Source organism: Burkholderia sp. 22313, assembly GCF_052045245.1.
In the GTDB taxonomy this organism is placed as follows: Bacteria; Pseudomonadota; Gammaproteobacteria; order Burkholderiales; family Burkholderiaceae; genus Burkholderia.
Genome location: NZ_JBQEON010000033.1, coordinates 53502 through 75314, shown reverse-complemented (window position 1 = coordinate 75314; position 21813 = coordinate 53502). Strand labels below are relative to the sequence as shown.

At 64.7% G+C, this 21813-nt stretch carries 20 protein-coding genes; 11 read left to right on the top strand and 9 right to left on the bottom strand.

Annotated elements, in window-relative coordinates; genetic code table 11:
• Positions 1-154 precede the first annotated feature (154 nt).
• The 3 genes from mmsB to ACTJKF_RS24530 are packed head-to-tail and all read left to right on the top strand — an operon-like array spanning position 155 to position 2981.
• On the top strand, positions 155-1057 hold the full coding sequence (mmsB, locus tag ACTJKF_RS24540) for a 3-hydroxyisobutyrate dehydrogenase (protein ID WP_440626875.1): 903 nt from the start codon (positions 155-157) through the stop codon (positions 1055-1057).
• Positions 1054-1845, top strand: a complete 792-nt coding sequence (locus tag ACTJKF_RS24535; protein ID WP_440626873.1) for an enoyl-CoA hydratase — start codon at positions 1054-1056, stop codon at positions 1843-1845. The genes mmsB and ACTJKF_RS24535 overlap by 4 nt, the downstream gene beginning before the upstream one ends.
• Positions 1842-2981, top strand: a complete 1140-nt coding sequence (locus ACTJKF_RS24530; RefSeq protein WP_440626871.1) for an enoyl-CoA hydratase/isomerase family protein — start codon at positions 1842-1844, stop codon at positions 2979-2981. The genes ACTJKF_RS24535 and ACTJKF_RS24530 overlap by 4 nt, the downstream gene beginning before the upstream one ends.
• A gap of 97 nt (positions 2982-3078) precedes the next feature.
• Here ACTJKF_RS24530 and ACTJKF_RS24525 read toward each other — a convergent pair whose 3' ends face one another.
• Positions 3079-3984 carry a LysR family transcriptional regulator gene (locus ACTJKF_RS24525; protein ID WP_440626869.1) on the bottom strand — a complete coding sequence of 302 codons (906 nt, stop codon included), beginning with the start codon at positions 3982-3984 and terminating at the stop codon, positions 3079-3081.
• Positions 3985-4169: 185 nt separating this feature from the next.
• Between ACTJKF_RS24525 and ACTJKF_RS24520 the strand changes: the two genes are divergently transcribed.
• Positions 4170-5708 carry an MFS transporter gene (locus ACTJKF_RS24520; protein ID WP_440626868.1) on the top strand — a complete coding sequence of 513 codons (1539 nt, stop codon included), beginning with the start codon at positions 4170-4172 and terminating at the stop codon, positions 5706-5708.
• Between the two features lie 33 nt (positions 5709-5741).
• Here the strand turns inward: ACTJKF_RS24520 and ACTJKF_RS24515 are convergent, their stop codons facing one another.
• From ACTJKF_RS24515 to ACTJKF_RS24490, 6 genes are all read right to left on the bottom strand, one after another.
• Positions 5742-7127, bottom strand: coding sequence for an efflux transporter outer membrane subunit (locus tag ACTJKF_RS24515; RefSeq protein ID WP_440626866.1), 1386 nt, complete (start codon positions 7125-7127; stop codon positions 5742-5744).
• A 12-nt stretch (positions 7128-7139) separates the two neighbouring features.
• Complete coding sequence (locus tag ACTJKF_RS24510) at positions 7140-9176, bottom strand: MacB family efflux pump subunit (RefSeq protein ID WP_440626865.1); 2037 nt, start codon at positions 9174-9176, stop codon at positions 7140-7142.
• 2 nt (positions 9177-9178) lie between these two features.
• The gene (gene macA / locus ACTJKF_RS24505) at positions 9179-10351 is read right to left on the bottom strand and encodes a macrolide transporter subunit MacA (RefSeq protein ID WP_440626864.1); all 1173 of its coding nucleotides are present in this window, start codon (positions 10349-10351) and stop codon (positions 9179-9181) included.
• A gap of 373 nt (positions 10352-10724) precedes the next feature.
• Positions 10725-11450, bottom strand: a complete 726-nt coding sequence (locus tag ACTJKF_RS24500) for a DsbC family protein (protein ID WP_440626862.1) — start codon at positions 11448-11450, stop codon at positions 10725-10727.
• Between the two features lie 38 nt (positions 11451-11488).
• Entirely contained in the window at positions 11489-12238 is a 750-nt protein-coding gene (locus tag ACTJKF_RS24495; RefSeq protein WP_440626860.1) for a DUF3658 domain-containing protein, read from the bottom strand.
• A 121-nt stretch (positions 12239-12359) separates the two neighbouring features.
• On the bottom strand, positions 12360-12668 hold the full coding sequence (locus ACTJKF_RS24490) for a hypothetical protein (protein WP_440626859.1): 309 nt from the start codon (positions 12666-12668) through the stop codon (positions 12360-12362).
• A gap of 1210 nt (positions 12669-13878) precedes the next feature.
• Here ACTJKF_RS24490 and ACTJKF_RS24485 point away from each other — a divergent pair.
• From ACTJKF_RS24485 to ACTJKF_RS24475, 3 genes are all read left to right on the top strand, one after another.
• Positions 13879-15282: an HdeD family acid-resistance protein gene (locus tag ACTJKF_RS24485; protein WP_440626857.1), complete on the top strand. Its 1404-nt coding sequence runs from the start codon at positions 13879-13881 to the stop codon at positions 15280-15282.
• Positions 15283-15377: 95 nt separating this feature from the next.
• Positions 15378-15956: a hypothetical protein gene (locus ACTJKF_RS24480; RefSeq protein ID WP_440626855.1), complete on the top strand. Its 579-nt coding sequence runs from the start codon at positions 15378-15380 to the stop codon at positions 15954-15956.
• Positions 15957-16166: 210 nt separating this feature from the next.
• The gene (locus ACTJKF_RS24475) at positions 16167-16898 is read left to right on the top strand and encodes a ribonuclease T2 (protein ID WP_440626853.1); all 732 of its coding nucleotides are present in this window, start codon (positions 16167-16169) and stop codon (positions 16896-16898) included.
• 17 nt (positions 16899-16915) lie between these two features.
• Here ACTJKF_RS24475 and ACTJKF_RS24470 read toward each other — a convergent pair whose 3' ends face one another.
• Complete coding sequence (locus ACTJKF_RS24470) at positions 16916-17551, bottom strand: isochorismatase family cysteine hydrolase (protein ID WP_440626851.1); 636 nt, start codon at positions 17549-17551, stop codon at positions 16916-16918.
• A 337-nt stretch (positions 17552-17888) separates the two neighbouring features.
• Here ACTJKF_RS24470 and ACTJKF_RS24465 point away from each other — a divergent pair, with 337 nt between their 5' ends.
• Both ACTJKF_RS24465 and ACTJKF_RS24460 read left to right on the top strand, forming a co-directional pair.
• Entirely contained in the window at positions 17889-18092 is a 204-nt protein-coding gene (locus tag ACTJKF_RS24465; RefSeq protein ID WP_440626849.1) for a cold-shock protein, read from the top strand.
• Between the two features lie 267 nt (positions 18093-18359).
• A complete protein-coding gene (locus tag ACTJKF_RS24460) occupies positions 18360-18584 on the top strand; it encodes a hypothetical protein (protein ID WP_440626847.1) in 225 nt (74 codons plus the stop codon).
• 184 nt (positions 18585-18768) lie between these two features.
• Here the strand turns inward: ACTJKF_RS24460 and ACTJKF_RS24455 are convergent, their stop codons facing one another.
• The gene (locus ACTJKF_RS24455; RefSeq protein ID WP_440626845.1) at positions 18769-19683 is read right to left on the bottom strand and encodes a glutaminase; all 915 of its coding nucleotides are present in this window, start codon (positions 19681-19683) and stop codon (positions 18769-18771) included.
• Positions 19684-19907: 224 nt separating this feature from the next.
• Here ACTJKF_RS24455 and ACTJKF_RS24450 point away from each other — a divergent pair, with 224 nt between their 5' ends.
• Positions 19908-20618 (top strand): response regulator, encoded by a 711-nt coding sequence (locus ACTJKF_RS24450; protein ID WP_440626843.1) that lies wholly within the window; start codon positions 19908-19910, stop codon positions 20616-20618.
• A 61-nt stretch (positions 20619-20679) separates the two neighbouring features.
• On the top strand, positions 20680-21810 hold the full coding sequence (locus tag ACTJKF_RS24445) for an ATP-binding protein (protein ID WP_440626842.1): 1131 nt from the start codon (positions 20680-20682) through the stop codon (positions 21808-21810).
• Positions 21811-21813: the final 3 nt, after the last annotated feature.

Genomic DNA, 21813 nt, shown 5'->3' with positions numbered 1-21813 from the left:
CTCGAAGCTCGGCGATCTCGGCCCGTACGGCAAGCAGGTCGTGCAGTTCTACACGCAGACCAAGACGGTCACCGCGCGCTGGTTCGACGACGACACGACGGCCGCCCCGGTGAACACGACGATCCGGCTGCACTGAGCCGCGGAGGACACGACCATGAAGATCGGTTTTATCGGACTGGGCCACATGGGGGCGCCGATGGCGCTGAACCTGCTGAAGGCCGGCCATGACGTGCATGCGTTCGACCTGAGCGCCGATGCATTGCGCGCGCTGCAGGACGCCGGCGCGCAGGTGGCCGCGTCGCCGCGCGACGCGGCGGCGGGCGCGACGTTCGTGATCACGATGCTGCCGGCCGCACCGCACGTGCGCTCGGTGCTCGCCGGCGAGAACGGCGTGCTGGCCGGCCTCGGCGCCGGCGCGACCGTGATCGATTCGAGCACGATCGATCCGGCGAGCGCGCAGGCGTTCGGCGCGCTCGTGCGCGAGCACGGCGGCGCGTTCGTCGATGCACCGGTGTCGGGCGGCACGGGCGGTGCCGCGGCCGGCACGCTGACCTTCATGGTCGGCGGCAGCGATGCCGATTTCGAGCGCGTGAAGCCCGTGCTCGCCGGCATGGGCAAGAACATCGTCCACTGCGGCGCGACGGGGATGGGGCAGGTCGCGAAGGTCTGCAACAACCTCGTGCTCGGCATCTCGATGGCGGCCGTGTCGGAGGCGATGTCGCTCGGCGTCGCGCTCGGCATCGACCCGAAGGTGCTGGCCGGCATCGTCAACACGTCGACGGGCCGTTGCTGGAGCTCGGACACCTACAACCCGTATCCGGGCGTGATCGCCACCGCGCCGGCGTCGCGCGGTTACAGCGGCGGCTTCGGCACCGACCTGATGCTGAAGGATCTCGGCCTCGCGAACGATGCCGCGAAGCAGGCACGCCAGCCCGTCTATCTCGGCGCGCTCGCGCAGCAGCTGTACCAGACGATGAGCAGCCGCGGCGACGGGCAACTCGATTTCTCGGCGGTGATCCGCCTGTACCAACCGGCCACGAAGAAGGACGCCTCATGATCGAACTGGACTACGTCGACGACGGCGCGATCGCGTGCGCGACGCTCAAGCGTCCGCCCGCGAACGCCTTTACCGCCGACGGGCTGCAACAGCTGCAGGCCACCGTCGCCGAACTGAATGCGAACCCGCGCGTGCGCGCGCTGGTGATCACCGGCGATGGCCCGAAGTTCTTCAGCGCGGGCGCCGACCTGAACACGTTCGCCGACGGCGATCGCGCCGTGGCGCGCGCGATGGCCGCGCGTTTCGGCGCGGCATTCGAGGCGCTGCATGACGCGCGCGTCGTGACGATCGCGGCCATCAACGGCTATGCGATGGGCGGCGGCCTCGAATGCGCGCTCGCGTGCGACCTGCGGATCGCCGAGACGCATGCGCAGATGGCGCTGCCCGAACCGTCCGTCGGCCTGCTGCCGTGCGGCCTGGGCACGCAGACGCTGCCCTGGCTCGTCGGCGAAGGCTGGGCGAAGAAGATCATCCTGACCGGCATGCGCGTCGACGCGGCCACCGCATTGCGGATCGGCCTCGTCGAGGAGGTGGTCGAAAGCGGCGCGGCTCGCGATGCGGCGCTAGCGCTCGCACGCAATGTCGCGCGGCAGAGCCCGCATGCGGTCGCCTACAGCAAGGAACTGATCGGCCTGGCACGCCGCGGCGTGCCGCGCGGCGCGGCGCTCGCGGTCGAGCGCGAACGCTTCGTCGACCTGTTCGACACGAACGATCCGCGCGAAGGCGTGGCCGCGTTTCTCGGCAAGCGCGCGCCGCAATGGCGCACCGAAGGGGAGCCGCAACGATGAGCACGCCGGTCACGACTCATGACAGCTTCGCGCAACCGGCGCCGGAGGTGCTGTTCCGCGTGGTGAACCGTGTCGCGCTGATCACGCTGAACCGGCCGGCCGCGCTCAATGCGCTGTCGTATCCGATGATCGGCGAGCTGGCCGCGCTCCTCGAGCGCTGCCGCACCGACGACCAGATCGTCGCGGTCGTGCTGCGCGGCGCGGGCGAGAAGGGCTTCTGCGCGGGCGGCGACGTGCGCGCGCTGTACAGGATGGTCGCGCAGCGCGAGACCTGGCTGCCGTTCTTCGTCGACGAATACCGGCTCGACTACGCGATCCACACGTTCCCGAAGCCGGTCGTCGCGCTGATGGACGGCGTCACGATGGGCGGCGGCATGGGGCTCGCGCAAGGCGCGGCGCTGCGCGTCGCGACCGAGCGCAGCAAGATCGCGATGCCGGAGACCCGCATCGGCCTCGTGCCCGACGTCGGCGCGACGCATTTCCTGTCGCGCATGCCGGTCGAGCTCGAGCTGTACGTGGGGCTGACGGGCGCGATGCTGTCGGGCGCCGATGCGCTGAGCGCGAAGCTCGCGGACCTGTGCGTGCCGTCGTCGTGGCTCGATACGTTCGAGACGCGCATCGAGCGCGTCAAGTGGGACGACGACGTGTTGCCGGCGCTGCGCAAGGTGTTCGAGCCGCCGTGCAACGTCGTGCCGCACGCGGCGCTCGACAGCCAGATGACCTGGATCGTCCGCCACTTCGACAAGCGCTCGACCGTCGAGCGGATCGTCGCGACGCTGAAGCAGGATCTCGCGCGCGACGAGCTGTCGCGCGAGCATCGCCAATGGCTGCAGGCGACGCTCGATGCACTGACCGGCCATTCGCCGACGATGCTGTGCGTGACGCGCGACGCGCTGCTGCGCGGCCGCCAGATGACGCTCGCCGAGTCGTTCCGGATGGAGCTCGGCATCGTCGCGCGCGCGATCGAGGAAGGCGATTTCTGCGAAGGCGTGCGCGCGCATCTCGTCGACAAGGACCGCAAGCCGCGCTGGGCGCCGGCGTCGCTCGTCGAGCTGCGTGCCGAACGCGTGCGGCATTTCCTGACGTCGCCGTGGAAGCTGTTCGCGCATCCGCTCGTCGATCTCGGCGCGGCGTGAGGGTGTCGTGATGTGACGTGATGTGACGTGATGTGACGACCCGGCGCGCCCGTGCGGCGCGTCGGTTTCAACGCATTGTCTTTTTGCTCAGCCGCGCTCAGCGCTCGATCATCGGCGGCACCGCCTGCACGAGCGCGTCGATCACGCAGCGCGTCTTGCGCGGCAGGTAGCGCGTTTTCGGCCAGATCGCGTGGATGTCGCCTTCGCAGACGAAGCAGCGATCGAGCACCACCACCATCTCCCCGCGCTTCACATAGTGATCGAGCAGCCAGCTCGGCAGCCAGGCGATCCCGAACCCCGATGCACCGGCGGCCGCGATCGCTTGCACGTCGTCGAAACTGAGCGGGTGCGGCATGTCGATGCGCACCGTCGAGCCGTCCGGTGCGCGCAGGTCCCATGGTTGCGCGACGCCCGAGCGTGAATACGCGATCGTCCGGTGGTTCCGCAGATCGTCGAGCGATTGCGGCGTCCCGTAGCGCGCCAGATACGACGGCGCCGCGCCGAGGCTGCCATATTGCGTGCCGAGCCGGCGCACGGCGAGGCTCGTGCTGTCCGCGAGCGCGCCGATCCGTACCGCGAGATCGATGCCTTCCTCGACGAGATCGACGAAGCGGTCGGTGATCGACACGTCGATCCGCAGATGCGGGTAGGTGCGCGCGAGATCGAGCACGATCGGCGTCACGCAGTGATGCCCGAACGCGAGCGGCACGCTCAGCCGCAGCTTGCCGCGCGCCTCGTTGCGGCCGCAATCGAGATCGGCTTCCGCCGCTTCCAGCTCGGACAGCGCGCGCACGCAGCGGTCGTAGTACGCCTGGCCGTCGTCGGTCAGGCTCTGGCTGCGCGTCGTGCGCTGCAGCAGCCGCGCGCCGAGCCGCTTCTCGAGCCGCGCGATCGCCTTGCCGACGGCCGAGCGCGTCATGTCGAGCCGTTCCGCCGCGAGCGCGAAGCTGCCGGATTCCACTACCTGAACGAAGGTCGTCACGCCGTCGAGTCTGTCGGTCATCGCGTTCTGCGCTGATTGTGTCCTGTGGTTCCCCAGTCCGGAGAAACGGACGCGTCAATGGGGAGGAGAATTCTCACTATAGTACCGATTCCCGTCCAGCGTGCGTGGCCGGCCTGCCGGCCGCACGCGGCGAATCCTTGTCACCTGGAGGCGTGCGGCCCGTTGCGGGCCGGCGCGCGACACGCATGACGCTATCCGACTCCCGCAGGAATGCGGTCGCGCTCGCGGCCGTCTGTCTCACGTCGCTGATGTTCGGCCTCGAGATCTCGAGCGTGCCCGTGATCCTGCCGACGCTCGAACACGTGCTGCATGGCGATTTCAACGGCATGCAGTGGATCATGAACGCGTACACGATCGCGTGCACGACGGTGCTGATGGCGGCCGGCACGCTCGCCGACCGCTTCGGCCGCAAGCGCGTGTACGTGATCGGCACCGTGCTGTTCGGCGCGACGTCGTTGCTCTGCGGGCTCGCGCCGAACGTGCCGGTGCTGATCGCCGGCCGGTTGCTGCAGGGCGCGAGCGGCGGCGCGATGCTGATCTGCCAGATCGCGGTGCTGTCGCACCAGTTCCGCGAAGGACACGAGCGTGGCCGCGCGTTCGGGATCTGGGGGATCGTGTTCGGGATCGGCCTCGGTTTCGGGCCGATCGTCGGTGGCGCGATCGTCGCGCTGGCAAGCTGGCCGTGGGTGTTTCTCGTTCACGCGCCGCTCGCGGCCGTCGCGCTCGTGCTGATCGGCGGCGCGGTGCAGGAGTCGCGCGATCCGCATGCGGGTACGCTCGACGTCGCGGGCATCGTCACGCTGTCGCTTGCGGTGCTCGGTGTCGCGTTCTACATCACGCAGAGCGCGGAACTGGGGCTCACGAGCGCGGCCGGCCTGGGCGTGCTCGCCGCGACCGTGCTCGCGCTCGCCGGTTTCTTCGTCGCGGAACGCGCGAGCGCGCGGCCGATGTTCGACTTCTCCGTGTTCCGGATTCGTGCATTCACCGGCGCGATATTCGGCTCGATGGGGATGAACTTCAGCTTCTGGCCGTTCATGATCTATCTGCCGATCTGGTTTCAGGGCGCGCTTGGCTACGACAGCGTGACGGCCGGCCTCGCGTTGCTCGCGTACACGCTGCCGACGCTCGTTGCGCCGCCGTTCGGCGAGCGGCTCGCGCTGCGCTACGGGCCCGGCGTCGTGATTCCGGGCGGCCTGTTCACGATCGCGGCCGGCTTCGCGCTGATGCGGATCGGCGGCGGCATCGAGCACGCGAGCGGGCTCACGATGCTGCCCGGCTGCGTGATCGCCGGCATCGGGCTCGGGCTGACCAACACGCCGGTCACGAACACGACGACGGGCGCGGTGCCGAGTTCGCGGGCCGGGATGGCGTCGGGCATCGACATGAGCGCGCGGATGATCTCGCTCGCGCTGAACATCGCGGCGATGGGCTTCGTGCTGGTCGCGGGGATCGTCGCGAGCCTGAAGGCGGGCGTCGCCGCCGCGATCGATTCGGGGACGCTGCGCACGCTGGCGCAGCAGATCGCGTCGGGTCGGACCGACGGACTGCAGGCGAGCGCGCCGGCGCTCGCGCAGGCCGACCCGACTGGTGCGGCGCTGCATGCGGCGCTCGTGCACGGGTTCGGCTGGGTGATGGTGTATGGCGCGGCCGGCGTGGCCGTGCTCGCGACGGCGAGCGCGGTGGCATTCGCGCCGGCGCGGCGCGGGGTGACGGTGTGTGAGTGAGGTGTGCGGCGGGGCGCCCGCGCCCGCGTGCGATCAGGAGGTGCCGCCGCCGAGTGTGCGGTAAAGCGTCATCTGGTTGTTGAGACGGTTCAGCCGCGTCAGTTCGTTGGCACTTTGCGCGTCGCGCAGCCGCTGCTGCTGATCGAGCCACGGCTGCACGGCGGTCGCGCCGGCAGCGAATTGCGCGGCGGCCAGCCGTTCCGCCCGCTGCGCCTGCGCTAGCGACAGCGCGCGCTGTTCGGTCTCGCGTTCGAGCTGCACGCGCGCCGACAGCGCGTTCTCGACTTCCGCGAGCGCCGTGTAGAGCCGCTGCCGGAACCCGACGACGGCTTCCTCATACTGCGTCTTCGATACCCTGATCTGCAGCTGCATCGTGTTCCACTGGATGAACGGCAGCGCGAGGCCGAGCCCGAGCGTGCCGACCGGATTCGCGAGCACGCGCTCGAGGCTCGTGCTCGACGTGCCCGCGTCGCCGGTCAACGTGAAGGTCGGGTAGAAGCTCGTGCGGGTCGCGTCGACCTGCGCGAGCGATTCGCGCAGCCGGAACTCCGCCGCGCGCAGGTCCGGGCGGCGGCCGAGCAGGCTGGCCGGCAGGCCGGCTGCGACCTCAGGCAGTGCTGCGTCGGGCAGGGTCGGCGGCTCGGCGGCCAGTTGTTGCGGTGGCCGGTCGAACAGGATCGCGAGCGCGTGACGGTTTTCGGTGCGCTGCTGGATTAACTGCGTCTGCGCGGCGCGTTGCACGGCCAGGTTCTGTTCGGCCTGCGCAAGGTCGAGCCCCGACACGGCACCGGCCGTGTGCTGCGACCGGACGATCGCGAGCGTGCGCACCGCATACGCGATATTTGCGTTGCCTAGCGTAATCTGCCGATTCAGATAGCCGATGCGCCAGTACAGCGACGCGGTCGTTCCGATCAGCGATAGCCGCGCGGTTTCGAGGTCGGCGGCGGTCGCATCGGCTTCCCAGCGTGAGGCGTCGCGCAGGGCGGCCAGCCGGCCCCAAAGGTCGATTTCATAGCTGAGCGAACCAGTGATGCCGCTCGACTTGCTTATCCTATGCGTATCGAGCGTGCGCGACACGGCGCCGTTCGCACCGAGCGACACGGTGGGCGTGAGGTTCGTGTCGACGAGCCCGGCCTGCAGTTGCGCGCGATACACGCGGATCGTCGCGATCGCGAGATCGTTGTTCGCGCGCAGCGCATCGTCGATCAGCGCGTCGAGCTGCGGATCGCCGAAGCTGCGCCACCAGTCTCGGGTCGCAGCCGGAATCGCGGCAGGTGCGTCAGTGGATACTGGCGCCGCCCAGTTGGCGGGCAGCGCGACCACGGGCAGCGGTGCGTGGCGCGCGCCTGTGCAACCGGCCAGCAGCGCGGTCACGCATGCGAAGGCGCCGAGGCGGTGAAGCGAGGAGGATTGCGTCATGGCGAGGCTCCGTCAGTCACGCGCGAGCGCGTCGATCGGATCGAGCCGCGACGCGTTGCGCGCCGGCATGAAGCCGAAGATCACGCCGGTGAGTGTCGAGCAGACGAACGCGGTGACGATCGCGCCGGCGGAGAACACCATCCTCCATTGCTCGACGAACATCGAGAACACGGTGCCGAGCCCGAACGACAGCGCGATTCCGATCATGCCGCCGAGCAGGCAGACGAGCACGGCCTCGACGAGGAACTGCTGCAGGATGTCGGATTGCCGCGCGCCGACGGCTATCCGGATGCCGATTTCGCGCGTGCGCTCGGTGACCGACACCAGCATGATGTTCATCACGCCGATCCCGCCGACGACGAGCGAGATCACCGCGATCAGCGACAGCAGCAGCGTCAGCGACTGGCCGGTTTTCTCGACGGTCTTGACAACGCTGTCCATGTTGTACGTGAAGAAGTCCTTACGGCCGTGGCGTTGGATCATCAGTTTCTCGAGGCTTTTCTCGGCGACGGCGCTCGGCTGCCCGTCGCGTACGCGCACGGTGATGCTGTCCAGATGGCGCTGGCCGAACAGCCGGCTGCTCGCGGTCGTGTAAGGCACCCACACGTTCAGGCTTTTCACGCTGCCGAACGCGCTTTTCTTGTCGGCCGCGACGCCGATCACGACGCACGGCACGTTGTCGACCAGGATCACTTTACCGATTGGATTGCCGGTCGTGCCGAACAGCTTACGGCGCGTGTTCTGGTCGATCACGGCGACCTGAGCCTGGCGGCGTACCGCATCGTCGTCGAACGCGATGCCGAGCGCGAGATGCATCCCGCGCGCCTGGAAGAAGCGGTCGCCGACCCCGCTCACGAGCGCGTTCACGTCGATGTTGCGATAGCGCAGCAGCAGCGCGCGCGATGTTTCGGGCGTCGCGCTGTCGACGTACGGTTGCTCGGCGAGCGCGGCGACATCGGCGGGCTCAAGCGTCTGGATCGAGTCGGCGCGGCTGTCGCCCCAGTCGGTGCCCGGATAGAGGTTGATCGTGTTCGTGCCGATACTGCCGATTTCGTCGAGCATGTAGCGCTTCGCGCCTTCGCCGATCGCGACGATCGATACGACCGACGTGATGCCGATGATGATGCCGAGCATCGTCAGCAGCGTGCGCAACCGGTGCGACACGAGCGCGATCCAGGCCATCCGGCAGGCTTCGGCGAAGCGGCCGGTGCCGGCGGTGAAGCGCCGCGCGCGGGTGCCGATCGCGGCAGGCGGCGTTGTGTCGTCGCGGGCGCGGTCGAGCGTCGACGACGTGCCGGATGCGGCATCCTGCGGTGCCGATGCCGTGCCGACACCTGCTTCGGTGAGCGCTTTCGCGTAATGGCGATTCGACCGGTCGGCGACGACCTCGCCGTCGCTGATTTCGATGATGCGCCGCGCATGGCGTGCGACGGCCTTGTCGTGCGTGACGATGACGATCGTATGGCCGAGCGCGTTCAGCTCGTGCAGGATGTGCAGCACGTCCTGGCCGCTCTTCGTGTCGAGCGCACCCGTCGGTTCGTCGGCGAGGATTACCCGACCGCCGTTCATCAGCGCGCGTGCAATGCTCACGCGCTGCTGCTGGCCGCCCGACAGTTGGACTGGCAGATGATGCGTGCGATCGGCCAGCCCGAGACGCGCGAGCAGCGCGCGCGCCCGGACGTGCCGTTCGGTGCGCGCGGTACCCGCATAGATCGCCGGCACCTCGAGGTTCGCGACGGCGTCGACGTGCGGCAGCAGGTGATAGCGCTGGAACACGAAACCGAAATGCTCGCGGCGCAGTTGCGCGAGCTCGTCGCTGTCGAGCATGTGCGTGTCTCGGCCGCCGATCGTGTAGGTGCCTTCGCTTGGATGATCGAGACAGCCGAGGATGTTCATCAGCGTCGATTTGCCGGACCCCGACGCGCCAACGATCGCGACGATCTCACCCGCGTCGATCGATAGGTTCACGTTGTTCAGCGCGACGACGTCCTTGTCGCCGGCTGGGAAGCGGCGCGTGACGGCGGCGAGTTTCAGCAGGGGCGTGCTCATCGTCACACCACGTCCGCGAGCGGCGCGTGCTCGTCCGCGGCGGCTTCGCCGATCACGACGCGCTCGCCGTCCTTCAGGCCCGCGAGCACCTCGACGCGCACGTTGTTGTTGATGCCGATGCGCACCGCGCGCGTTTCGATGCTGCCGTCGGCGCGCAGCACGCGCACCGCATATGTACCGTCCTGGCGTCTGTCGCCGAGCGCGGCGGTGGGAATGCAGAGGGCATTGCGCGCGTTGTCGAGCACGATGCCGATTTGTGCAGTCATCGAGATGCGCAGCCGATGCCCGGGATTCGGTACTTCGAACAGTGCGTTGTAGAACACGGCGCTGTTCGGTTTTGCGCCACCTAGCGTACTTTGCGCGTCGGCATAGTTCTGCGGCGCTGGTTCGACCGCGCGCAACTGGCCGTAGTGACGCTTATCCGGTTCGCCGAGGATCGTGAAATACGCGGTCTGCCCGGCTCGCACGCGGATCACGTCGGCTTCCGATACTTGCGCTTTGACGGTCATCGTGTCGAGCTCGGCGAGCTTCAGGATCACAGGTGCCTGTTGTTGCGCGATCACGGTCTGGCCTTCCTGGGTGACGATTGCGACAACCTCGCCGTCGATTGGCGCAACGATGCGCGTATAACCGACATTGGCCTGCGCGGTCTCGATCTGGATACGCGCCGAGCGGATCTGCGCAGCAAGCGATGCGAGGGCGGCACGCTGCACGTCGAGCGCTGCGCGTGCCGCTTCGAAGGATTCTCGCGAGGTCGCATCGTCGGGCAGCATCGCCTGCTGGCGACGGAACGCGAGTTCGGCCTGTGTGAGCTGCGCCGCGGTCGATAGCTGCTGCGCGCGCAGGCTTTCCTCGCTCGCGAGCGCCTGGCGCAGCGCATTTTCGGAAATCACCGGATCGATTTCGGCGAGCCACTGGCCCTTCGTGACCTTGTCGCCGAGCTTTGCATTCAGCGTCTTCAACTGTCCGGAAACCTGCGCACCGACGTCGACCTGCCTGAACGCCTGCAGCGCGCCGGTCGCGAGCACAGTGCTCTCGAGATCGCTGCGTGTGACGGAAGCGGTCAGGTATTGCGGATGCTTGTTTGGCGCGAATATCGTTAGCGCTACGGCAGTGACGATAGCGACGGCACTGATAGCCAGCACGATGACTCCGCGGCGGATCTTTTGATTCATGAGAATGCGGCGATGATGAGACGGGCGTTGGCTGTGTGAATGGTCAATCGGGATGATCCGGCTAGCGTGGTATGCCGCGCAGTTCGATCGATGCCGGAGACTGGTGGATTTCGCAGGCCGATGGCGACCTGAGTCGGCGGGTTATGGTAATCGAGGTAATTTGGTGAATTTGTGTCGGAATTGTGCTGAGTTGTGCCGGTGTCATCGGCATAACGGATCCCGAGCGTCGCCATTGTTGCAATGTGTGAAATGGGCAGGTCTATGCATGAGCGCGACGACAACGGCTGTGTGATTTCCTCCCTGCAGAGAGCAGGAACGACAAAGAAGCGCTTCTGTCCCCGCAGTGGCGGGTGAGGTTGAACGATCGTCCTGGCTATTTTCGATCAATCTTGTCGGCCAGATCTTTTCCAGAAATAAATCCCGCGACTCTTTCGCCGGAAGGCAGGAATGTGGTTGGTGTTCCCTTGACATTGAGCTTTTTTCCCAGCGAAAGGAGCTCATTGGTAATGGCCGGTGAGCATGCTCTATGAGGAGGAGTGATTTTTCCCCGCTGAACCCATTGCTTCCACGCCAAGGATCGGTTGTCGGCGCAAAGAATCATTCCAGACTTGCTGACCGAGTCAGCGGAAAGGACGGGGTATAGGAAAATATATATGGTTGAGTTTGGGATTTTGTTTAATTCTGGACTCATCTTCTTGCAAAATGAACAGTTCGGATCGAAAAATGTTGCGAGCACTCGTGCGCCGGCACCATTTTTTATTTTTATCGCATGCTGAAATGGAAGATCATTGATGTCTATGCTGTTGATCTTGTTGAATCGAGTTTCGGTTATATTTTCCTGGCTGGCGGTGTCGAACATGTTCCCGATAATGATGTGGGATCCTGATGGGTTGCTGTAAAAAATTCGTGAGTCTGCGACTATTTCGTACAAGCCTTCAATTCTAGATTGAGAGATTGTCTCAATTTTTAACTCTGGAATTTTGACTTGTAAGGTTCGCCTCAAAAGCACATCCTCCTGAGCGGCGGCAGCATTGAGGTGCACTGTGGCAAGGGTGATCGTCAGGATTGGTGTGACATATAGGTTAAAAATATTTGACATGGCACGTGAATTTTTTGATCTGGAAGAATGCTGAGGCGTTACGGGTTGGTTGTCCGTATCAGGGTCTGTGAGATGCTGATATCAGCTTGTTTTTCTATAGCACCACTCAGGAAGAATTTTTCTAACCGATGATAAAGAAATATGTCGCCCGGGAACGTTTGCTTCTCTGAGTCAAGTTTTTCCATTATGCGCAGTACAACCATCGGCGAGGATTCCCATTCCCTTGTTACGGAGTCGATAATGTATTTATCGAAGTGCGATGATGAAAGAGACCGGATTTTTCCGGTGCTGTCGATCAGTCTAAAGTCCGAATTTTCGTCAACCAAGGCATCCCATTCTTGGGTGTAAATTTTAATGTCGCTCATGTCCTTTTCTATGGCGTCATTGAGAAGGTTTGTGAAATTGTGAGGATCGGCGGCGGGGTTAATTGTGTTTTCGGGAAGCGAGATCAGGGAGAATTCTTGCATTCCTGGAGAGGTGGCCCAATGTATAAAATTTACATACTCTTCCGATGATAAAAAATCCACCCACGCGAAAATTTTGACGTCTTTGTCGATTGTCTGGGTATCGGTCGATAAATTTTCTGGAATGTATCCGAGATTCTCTAAAAACCATGCCGAAATCGTACCGATGTTGCGCTTCTTGAGTGGACCGAAATGCCAATTCCCACCAATGAGGATGCATGATCCCGTCAAGTTTTTGTTCGAAATTTCGGAAGAAATGGTATTGAGGGAAGTGGCTGAGAATGTTGCGTGGACTATATTGCGATGATCTTTATTTGGGGTCATGGAAATTCCTCAAGTTGAACTGTTAGATTGTAGATCCGTCGCGAGCGAACGATGGTATTGGTGCGATTGATGATTGTACGCAGACCAGCGTCGGTGCGCGCGACGAATCACATCATTGTTCTTATACGGCGCATCCGCTTATCATCGGCCACCACCCGTTCGAACGATTGCAGTTGTTCAGGCAATCTCCGCATCGCGTCATGCCGGCAGTTCCACCGGGCCTGGTGCCGTACCGTTGGATACACATTGTGTAAAAGACGGAGCAGCTTGTAAATGCGCGTTGATTTGAACTGTTCGGACCCTCGAGAATTTTGTTGGCAAGCCCTTCTGCGGCGGCGATGCCAGGTTGCAGCATGGAAATGACTACGCCGAAGGCAACTGCGGCGGAGCGGACTGCTTTTCTTGTGAAGAAACTTTTCTTGAAATACATCGAAACCTCCTTTGTTTCTGGTTGAGGGAAAGTGCGGGTTCTTTGAAACAAGGTTGGTGAATTTATCGGGTTTTGTATTCAATTTAGGATTCCTGTGTTGATAGATTAGTTTTTTGTTGAGCCAACTTTCAAGGATTATTTTTTTTGAGAAAATTAGATTGTTGCTAAGTGTTATATTGTAAACATTGTTAAATTTGGTTGGGGTGAATGTATTTGCTTGTGCTCTCTGGGCGACGGGAGCGAGTGCGAGTTCGGGGCGGCTACTTGATTAGAAGTGGCAAGGTCGAAGCTCTTGAGCGAGTTCGGCCGCGAATGCACCTCGCCATTGACGACGGCGCCTGAAGGTCGAGTCAGCTATGGCGAAGGCAACAGGAGAGTTGATTGGTGACAGCGAATGCGTCGAACGGGCGATACTCGCGCTCGAACACGCGTGTTGACGGGGATTTTCACGACGCGCTGCGTATTCGTGCCGGTGCTTAACTCGACCCGAGGTTGTATCGATCGCGCATGGTTTCCATGCGCAGGAGTTCGCGCGCACCGCGTTGCGGCTAGAGCTGTACCGAATAGACGGGGGCAGTTGCGTACATCGTCCGAGGATTGCTACCGTTGAGCAGTGCTGTTTGCACCGGCCGCAGCGAAGTCGGCAAATCGAAGGTGTAGTGGTAATCCGTGCCGAGGACGACGAGCTTCTTGCCGTCTTAGGTGATCATGAACCTGGACACCTGTTCACGGTACGCGCCGCCCTTGTACAGCTTCGGCGTGAAGCAGCCCGACAGGGGGCTGGCTGCAGCCATGCCGGCGGCCAGCATCTGCCGGCGCGTGATCGATATGCGCGTTGCTTGTTGTCCCGTCTTTGCGGTTTGAAATGGCTTTCGCCCTCGGAGCGGCGATTCTCGCGTATAAGGCGCACGTTGTCGAACGGGACTGCTGCCGCGCCAGCGACCGGCCTGTGTTGCGTATCCGGCGCCAAGCCCGCGCACCGGCGGCCGCCCGCACCCCGCCACCCATGTTTTCGAGAGGCTTTCAACCCGTCTCTTCATATCTTATTATTTGGCAGGCGCGGCGCGTGCCGGCCGTCATCGGTCATGTCGAGACCTGACGAGCCGGCCAGCATTTGCCGCCTTCCGACTTCCGCATCGCACGATGCGCGGTCGGCACGACAGGACACGCGTGGCCAGCGCGTATCCCGAAAAAATAGAACGAGGGCGCGATGGTACGACTGGTCTTGCTGCTGCTGGGCATCGAATATCTGCGAACGCGCTGGCGCGGGCTGACCGTGCTGGGCTGGCTGTGGGTCGTCGCGGGCGTCGGCATCTTCGTCGACGCGCTCGACGGCGCGCTGCATTTTCCGATCGAATTGTTCGCGTGGCTGTTCCTGATCGAGGGGCTCGCGACGCTCGCGGTGGCCGGCAGCGGCGTCGGCGGGCAGCGCATCCTGCGCTACGTGAAGGGCATCGTGGTCGTGGTGGCCGCCGCGCTCGTGTTCGCCGGCCATCACCACGGCCACTTCCTGCTGTCGATGATCTTCGGCACGCTGTTCCTCGTCGACGGGTTGCTGCAGTGCACGTCCGCGTGGATGGTGCGTTACCGGCGCTGGAACGTCGCGTTCGCGTGGGGTGTCGTCGAAATCCTGCTCGCGATCTTCTTCTACCAGCCGTACCCGACCCACTATGCGGGCACCGTGCCGTACTGCCTCGGCCTGCTGCTGATGTTCGGCGGGATGCACCTGCTGAGCCTCGCCGCGCGCGTGCGGCGGCTGACGCGCAATCCGGCCTTCGTCACGTCGCCCGCGCCGGCGATCGTGCCCGACATCGACGCCGCGCCCGACATCCCGCGCTTCACGCAATCCGAATGGGACGGCCCGCCGGCCGACCACGAGCGCGCGCTCACCGTGCACGTATGGACGCCGACCGGCACGTCGAAGGCCGAAGCGCAGCGCTATCCGGTGATCGACCGTTACATCGCGGCGGTGGACGTCAATGGCGTGATCTCGACCGGCCATGCGGCGCTGGAGTCGCCCGAGGGCATCTACATCAGCCTGTATCCGGCCGTCGAGATCGATCGGTCTCCGGACGAATTCACGCGGATCCTGCGCGCGACGCGCGAGAACGACGTGCCGGGCCTGTTCCAGCCCGACTATGCGACCGAGTCGAACGCATGGTGTCCGTCGACCGTGCGCGTGCGGATCCGCAACTACGATCCGGCGAAGCTGGACGCCTTCTGGTCGTCGTACCGGCAGACGGTGACGTACAACCTCACGCACCGCAACTGCTCGAGCACCGTGTCGAACGCGCTCGAAGCGGCGCTCGACGGCGCGGTGTGGCGGCTCAAGGGCGCGCGGGCCGGGTGGGGCGCGTTCGTCCGGCTGCTGCTCACGCCCGAGCTGTGGGTCGCCGCGCAGATCCGCAAGCGCGCGGTGACGATGGCCTGGACGCCGGGGCTCACGCTCGACTATGCGCGCGCGCTCAGCATGCTCGCCGATCCGCGCCCGTTCGCATGGTGGAAGGTCGCGCGCTCGGCCGTGCGGGCGATCCTGGCGTCGCGCCGCGCGTGGCGCGAGCAGGACGGCGCGGCGCTGTCGCCGGGTGGATCGGAAGCCGCGTCGGTGAAATAATCACGTGGCGCCGGACGAGGGCCCGGCGCGACAGGGGCCGCCGCCGGGCGATCCGGCGTCGTGGCCCGCCATCAGAACCTGCCTGACGTCCAACAATGAAACCCACGAGCGCATTCCGCCTCCTCTTTTCCGTTTCCCTGGCGCTGGCGGGCGCCGGTCTCGCACAGGCGAGCGACGGCGAAGTGCCGCGCATGAGCGATGACGTGTACCGCACATCGGTGTCGTTCTGCTCGAACGTCGCGGCCGACGAGCGGATCGAATGTCAGGGCGACATGATCGCCGCGGGCAGCCGGATCGTCGCGGCAATCGGCGGCTTGCCGCCGTCATCCGCCGTCACGATCGACGAAGCCGCGCGCGGCAAGCTGCCGGCAGCGGAGCGCAAGGGGCTCGCGCCGGTCGAAGCCGGCGCGATCGACAAGGACGACGATCTGGCGGGGCTGGCCGGCATGGTGCGGCTGTGCGACGTGTACGAATCCGAGCCGGCGTCGCGCACGCGGCATCACGCGGCGCTGAAGCAGCAGGCGCCCGATGCGGCGCCGCGCGTCGAGGCGCTGCTGGTGGATGCGTCGACGGCCGCGCGCCAGCGCGTGAGCATCGGCGTGTGGCAGATTCTCGCGCTCGAAGGGCCGGATTCGATCGCGCAGGCGTGTACGCAGCTCGGCAGCGGGTTGTGAGCGTGGCGGCACGCGCGAACGGCGTGCTGCGTTCGGTGACGCGGTGAGCGGGATGCGGTGTCGGTGTCTCGCGACGGTGAGCGTCGAGCTGACGAAAACATTTCGTTTCCCTTCATGTTCATGCCACGTTGCGTCGGCAACAATCGCGGGCAGACATTCGACAATCTTGCGGCGCATTCCGCGACCGCAAGCCTTTTCCGAGGAAACGCCATGCTCAAGACGCTCGCCCGCGCCGCGGCCGCACTCGCCGTCGCATCCGTCTCGCTGCACGCCGCCGCGCAGACCCGCTACGACTACCTGTTGCTCGCCGCTTCGTGGGAGCCCGGCTTCTGCGCGTCGCACGACACGCCGGAGTGCACGAACCTGGCCGGCTCGTATGCGGCGACGAGCCTGTCGCTGCATGGTCTGTGGCCGAACAGGTACGACGGCAATCAGCCGTTCTACTGCGGCGTGCCGCAGAGCGATATCGATCTCGACAACGCGCACCAGTGGTGCGGCATGGATGCGTATCCGGTCAGCACCGCGACTCGCAACACGCTGTCGACGTACATGCCGGGCGTGGCGTCGTGTCTCGACAAGCACGAATGGTTCAAGCACGGCACCTGCTCGAATTCGGCGTCGCCGGACGTGTACTGGAGCCAGGCGGCCGGCATGATCAGCCGGCTCGGCAACACGTCGTTCAACGCGTTCCTGCAGGCGAACGCGGGCAAGACGGTGACGCGCAATCAGTTGCTGTCCGCGTTCGAAGGCGCGTTCGGCAGCAATACGCGCAGCGCGGTGTCGATGAAGTGCACGAAGACCAACGGCGTCAGCTATTTCACGGAAGCATGGATCGCGGTGAAGACGAATGCGACCGCGCAGTTTCCGGGCGCGGCGTCGCTCGTGACGGACGGGAATACGCAGGGGACGTGCCCGACGTCGGGTGTGTTCATCGCGAAGTAACGCGGGGCGTTGTGCGGCTACGCGAGCAGCCGCAGTGCATCCGCGAGCGACAGTACCGTCGTGCGCGTCTCGAACGCCGTCGCGAACAGGTGTTCGTGCACGACCTGATCGGGATCGTAGCAGCAGTCCTTCACCGTATACAGCCGGAAATCCGCGTCGCTTGCGTGCGCAACCGACGACAGCACGACGCCGGTCGACGCGATCCCGACCAGAATCAGCGTATCGATACCCTGCGCGATGAGTCGCGGCTGCAGGTCGGTGCGATAGAACACGCTCGCGCGATGCGCGACGGTCAACGGTTCGCTGTCGAGTCGCCCGAGTTCCGGGCACGGGCCGTCGTCGACGAACAGGCCGAGCTGCTCGATCCCTTGCCCGTTCTTGTTGCGCGGACTGACTTCGGGATAGCCGGGGCTGAAGTGGAGATTCGCGAAGCAGACGTGGACGCCGCCGGCCCGTGCCGCGTCGCACAGCTTGCGCGTGTTGGCGAGCAGGATAGGGGCGACCGACGGGAAGAGGCCGAGGATGTCGGTCTGGTAGTGCATCACGATCAGCGCGGTCTGGGCCGGCACGATCGGTGGAAGCGGCGCGGGCGTGCGGCCGTGCGCGCCGGCGTGGTGAGCCGTGGCGAGATCTGAAGCGTGTTCCGGTTGCATGACTGATGCTCTCCCATGAGTCACTTCGGTGTTTTCAGAAAAACGTCGTCAACCATTCGAGCGCGAGCGTGCTGGAACTCCGGCACTATAAGTCGGCGATGCCAGTCCGGGGCCGACCACGCGCGGTCGCAAGGGGTCGCCTGCGAACACAGTTACAAGATAACCATTGACTCCGCGCTTTCTGGCGGTTAGTGTGTACGCCGAAGTCCAAGAAGTCCGATTGCTGTTCATCAATTTCTCGCTCCCCCCAGCGGTATTCGTTGTCCTCTCCCTCCTTGACGCTTCAAGCGCTCTTCAACAGAGCAAATTTTCGTATTTTTTTCCTCAAGGATTCATCATGGATACCGGTATCGTTAAGTGGTTCAACGACAGCAAGGGCTTTGGCTTCATCACTCCGGACAACGGCGGCGACGACCTGTTCGCTCATTTCTCCGAAATCCGGACCGACGGCTTCAAGACGCTCGCTGAAAATCAAAAAGTGAGCTTCGAAACGAAGCAAGGCCCGAAGGGTCTGCAAGCGGCCAACATCAAGCCGCTGTAAGTTTGAAGGACCCGGCCGCCAGCTACGGCGCCGGGTCGCAGCGACACCCTCACGGAGCGTTGTCTCCTAAAGTTGGCGCGATCGCTTCTGGCTGCATCGGTTCATTCAGCAGCCTTTCGCGCGCCACATGCCTCGTTGCACTTCAATTTCCCCTCCGGCAGCAACGCCTTTTTGCGCTTCCGACTGCTTTAGATTCAGCTCGCAATGGCTTTGAATCGGTGCACATGTTGCACGGCACGCGCGCATCCGAACATCATTAAAATTAAAATGCAGAACCAACGAATTCAACACTACAACGGCTATGCCGTCCAACCCTCGGCGCATCGCTTGCCCGACGGGAGTTTTTCATCCAACCTGCTGCTCGAACGCATCGATAGGTCATGCGTCGAAGGCCGCTACCAGTTCTATTCACTCGATTACTTCCCGAGTGAAAAACAGGCGCTGCAACACTCGGCACGCTGGGCACGCAACTGGGTCGACACGCGCGGTTAAAGGCAAGGTCCTGCGGATTGGCGCGCCAGGATCCGCAGCCAGTCCGACTCGAGCACCATCGCCCTGGCGCCTTCCTTTCGATGGTTCCGGTGCTGGCGAGCACCACGGTGGGGCGCCATCGCGGTCCGCTGGGGGCGATTGCCGCCGCCGTGGCGTCAGCCGAGGCAGGCTCGACCTCGCCGCCTCAGAAAATCGACCGCTCCGTATACGTCGTCAACCACTCCAGCGCCAACGTGCCGGCCAACGAGTTCCCGTTCGCATCGAGCCCCGGTGCCCACACGCACACGGCCATTTCGCCCGGCAAGACCGCGACGATCCCGCCGCCGACACCGCTCTTGGCCGGCAGCCCCACGCGATACACGAAGTCGCCCGCCGCGTCATAGGTCCCGCAGGTCAGCATCAGCGCCGACAACCGCTTCGCCGAGCTCGCATCGACGATCCGCTCGCCGGTAACCGGCGCGACGCCACCGTTCGCGAGAAACAGCGCGGCCTGCGCGAGCTCGACACAATTCATCTCGATCGCGCACTGCCGGCAATACGCGTCGACCACCGTGTCGGGCGGCATCTGCATGTTGCCGAAGCTCGCCATGAAATGCGCCATCGCGCGGTTGCGTTCCGCGTGCTGCAGCTCCGACTGCGCGACGCGCGAATCGTAGTCGAGATCGTTCGCGCCGATCAGCCGCCGCACGAATTCGACGAGCGCCGTCTCGGCCTTGACGAACCGGCGGCACAGCACGTCGGTGACGACCAGCGCACCGGCGTTGATGAACGGATTGCGCGGCTTGCCGCGCTCGCTTTCGAGCTGAACCAGCGAGTTGAACGCGGTGCCGGACGGCTCGCGGCCGACCCGTTCCCACAGCGCGTCGCCCAGCATCTGGAAGGCCAGCGTGCACGCGAACAGCTTCGAGATGCTCTGGATCGAGAAGCGCTCCTGCGCATCCCCGACCGTGTAAACGTTTCCGTCGAGCGTGACGACGGCCATCCCGAACTTGTCGGCGGGCACTTTCGCGAGCTCGGGGATGTAGTCGGCCACGCGCCCCTGGCCGATCCAGGGGGCAAGTTCGGTATGGATGCGTTCGAGGATCGGCTGGTAGTTCATCGCGTATGAGGCAGGGCGGGCGCGCGGCCCGGTTTTCGGGGAGCCCGTATGGAACCGTTTCGGCGCCGGTTCGTCAACCCCGGCGGCAATCGCACCCTTATTTTCGAGATCGCCAAACAGGCAGTCGGCGGGCGCAGTATCATGCGGTACGTTTCGGCCGATGGCCGGCAAGCCGGCGCAAGCCGCCGCCGCCACGGTCTCCCCGTACGATCCGACCGTTGCCCATGTCTTTTCGCATCCTGCTCGTCGAAGACGACACCCGCCTGTCCACGCTGATCGCCGGCTACCTGCGCAAGAACGACTATGAAGTCGACACTGTGCTGCATGGTGACGCCGCGGTGCCGGCGATCCTGTCCACGCGCCCGGATCTCGTCATCCTGGACGTGAACCTGCCGGGCAAGGACGGCTTCGAGATCTGCCGCGAGGCGCGCAAGCAGTACGACGGCGTGATCATCATGGTGACGGCGCGCGACGAGCCGTTCGACGAACTGCTCGGCCTCGAATTCGGCGCCGACGACTACGTGCACAAGCCGGTCGAGCCGCGCATCCTGCTCGCGCGGATCAAGGCGCAACTGCGTCGCGCCCCGGCGCGCGCGGCCGAGGGTGCCGCGCCGCAACCGGAGCGCTACACGTTCGGCCAGTTCTCGATCGATCGTACCGACCGCTCGGTCGTGCTGCCCGGCGGCGACTCGCCGGACCTCACGTCGGCGGAGTTCGACCTGCTGTGGGTGCTGGTGTGCCATGCAGGGGAGGTCGTCAGCCGCGACGACCTGATGCTGCAGCTGCGCGGCGTCGAATTCGACGGCCTCGACCGCACGATCGACGGGCGCATCTCGAAGCTGCGCCGCAAGCTGCACGACGATGCCGGCAACCCGCAGCGGATCAAGACGATCCGCAGCAAGGGTTACCAGTTCAGCAAGCATGCGTGGGAATGATGCTACGGCGCGACGCCGCCAGCCGCCGCCTCCCCGCATCGCACGATAGCCGGAAACCGCGATGATCCGACGCACCCCTTCGCACCCCGATGCAGCGCCGCTTTCGTCGCTGCGCTACGTCAAATGGCGCTGGCTGCATTTCCGCCGCGCATGGACCGATACGCGCGCCGATCGCATTCCGAGCTGGTCGCGCCTGTATGTGCGCACCTACCTGCACCTGCTCGGCCTCGTGCTGCTGACGGCGCTCGTGCCGGCGCTCGCATTGTGCGTCGTGTTGTCGCCGGAAGTCGTATGGCACGCGTTCGACGCGCTGCCGGGCGATATCTGGATCGTGCTCGCGTTCGTGTTCGCCGCGCCCGCGCTCGCCGCGTATCGGTGGATGCGGCCGGTCTGGTCGGATCTCGTGATGGTGCGCGAGCGCGCGATCGACTTCACCGGCGGGCGCTTCAACACCCGCGCGCGCGAGTCGCACAGCGTGATCATCGGCCCGCTCGCACGCACGCTGAATGCGCTCGCGATGCGCATGGAGCGGCTCATCGCCGCGCAGCGCGACCTGACGAACGGGATCTCGCACGAGCTGCGCACGCCGCTCGCGCGCGTGCGCTTCGCACTGGAGATGCTGCGCGAACCGGGCTCCGCCGACGAATACCATGGCGCGCTGGAGAGCATCGCGCAGGACGTGACCGAGCTCGAGGAACTGATCGACATGAGCCTCACGTATGCGCGCCTCGAATACAGCTCGCTGCAGTCGAACCTCGAAATGACCGCGCCCGTCGCCTGGTTCGAGCACCAGGTCAGGGACGCGCAGCTGCTGTGTCCGGAGCGCGCGATCGAATCGCGCATCGCGGTCGCGTCGGACCTGCGCGTGAAGATGGACCGGCGGCTGATGTCGTATGCGTTGCGCAACCTGCTGCGCAATGCGAGCAAATACGCGGCTTCGCGGATCGTCGTCGGGATCGCGATCGAGCACGGCAACATCGCGATCTTCGTCGAGGACGACGGCCCCGGCGTGCCGGAGAGCGAACGCGAACGGATCTTCGACGCGTTCGTGCGCCTCGACCGCCGCACCGGCGGCTACGGGCTCGGCCTCGCGATCACGCGCCAGGTGCTGCACGCGCACAACGGCCGGATCGCGGTCGTCGATCCGGTCGAACTCTGCGGCGCGCGATTCGAGATCAGCTGGCCGACCTGAGCA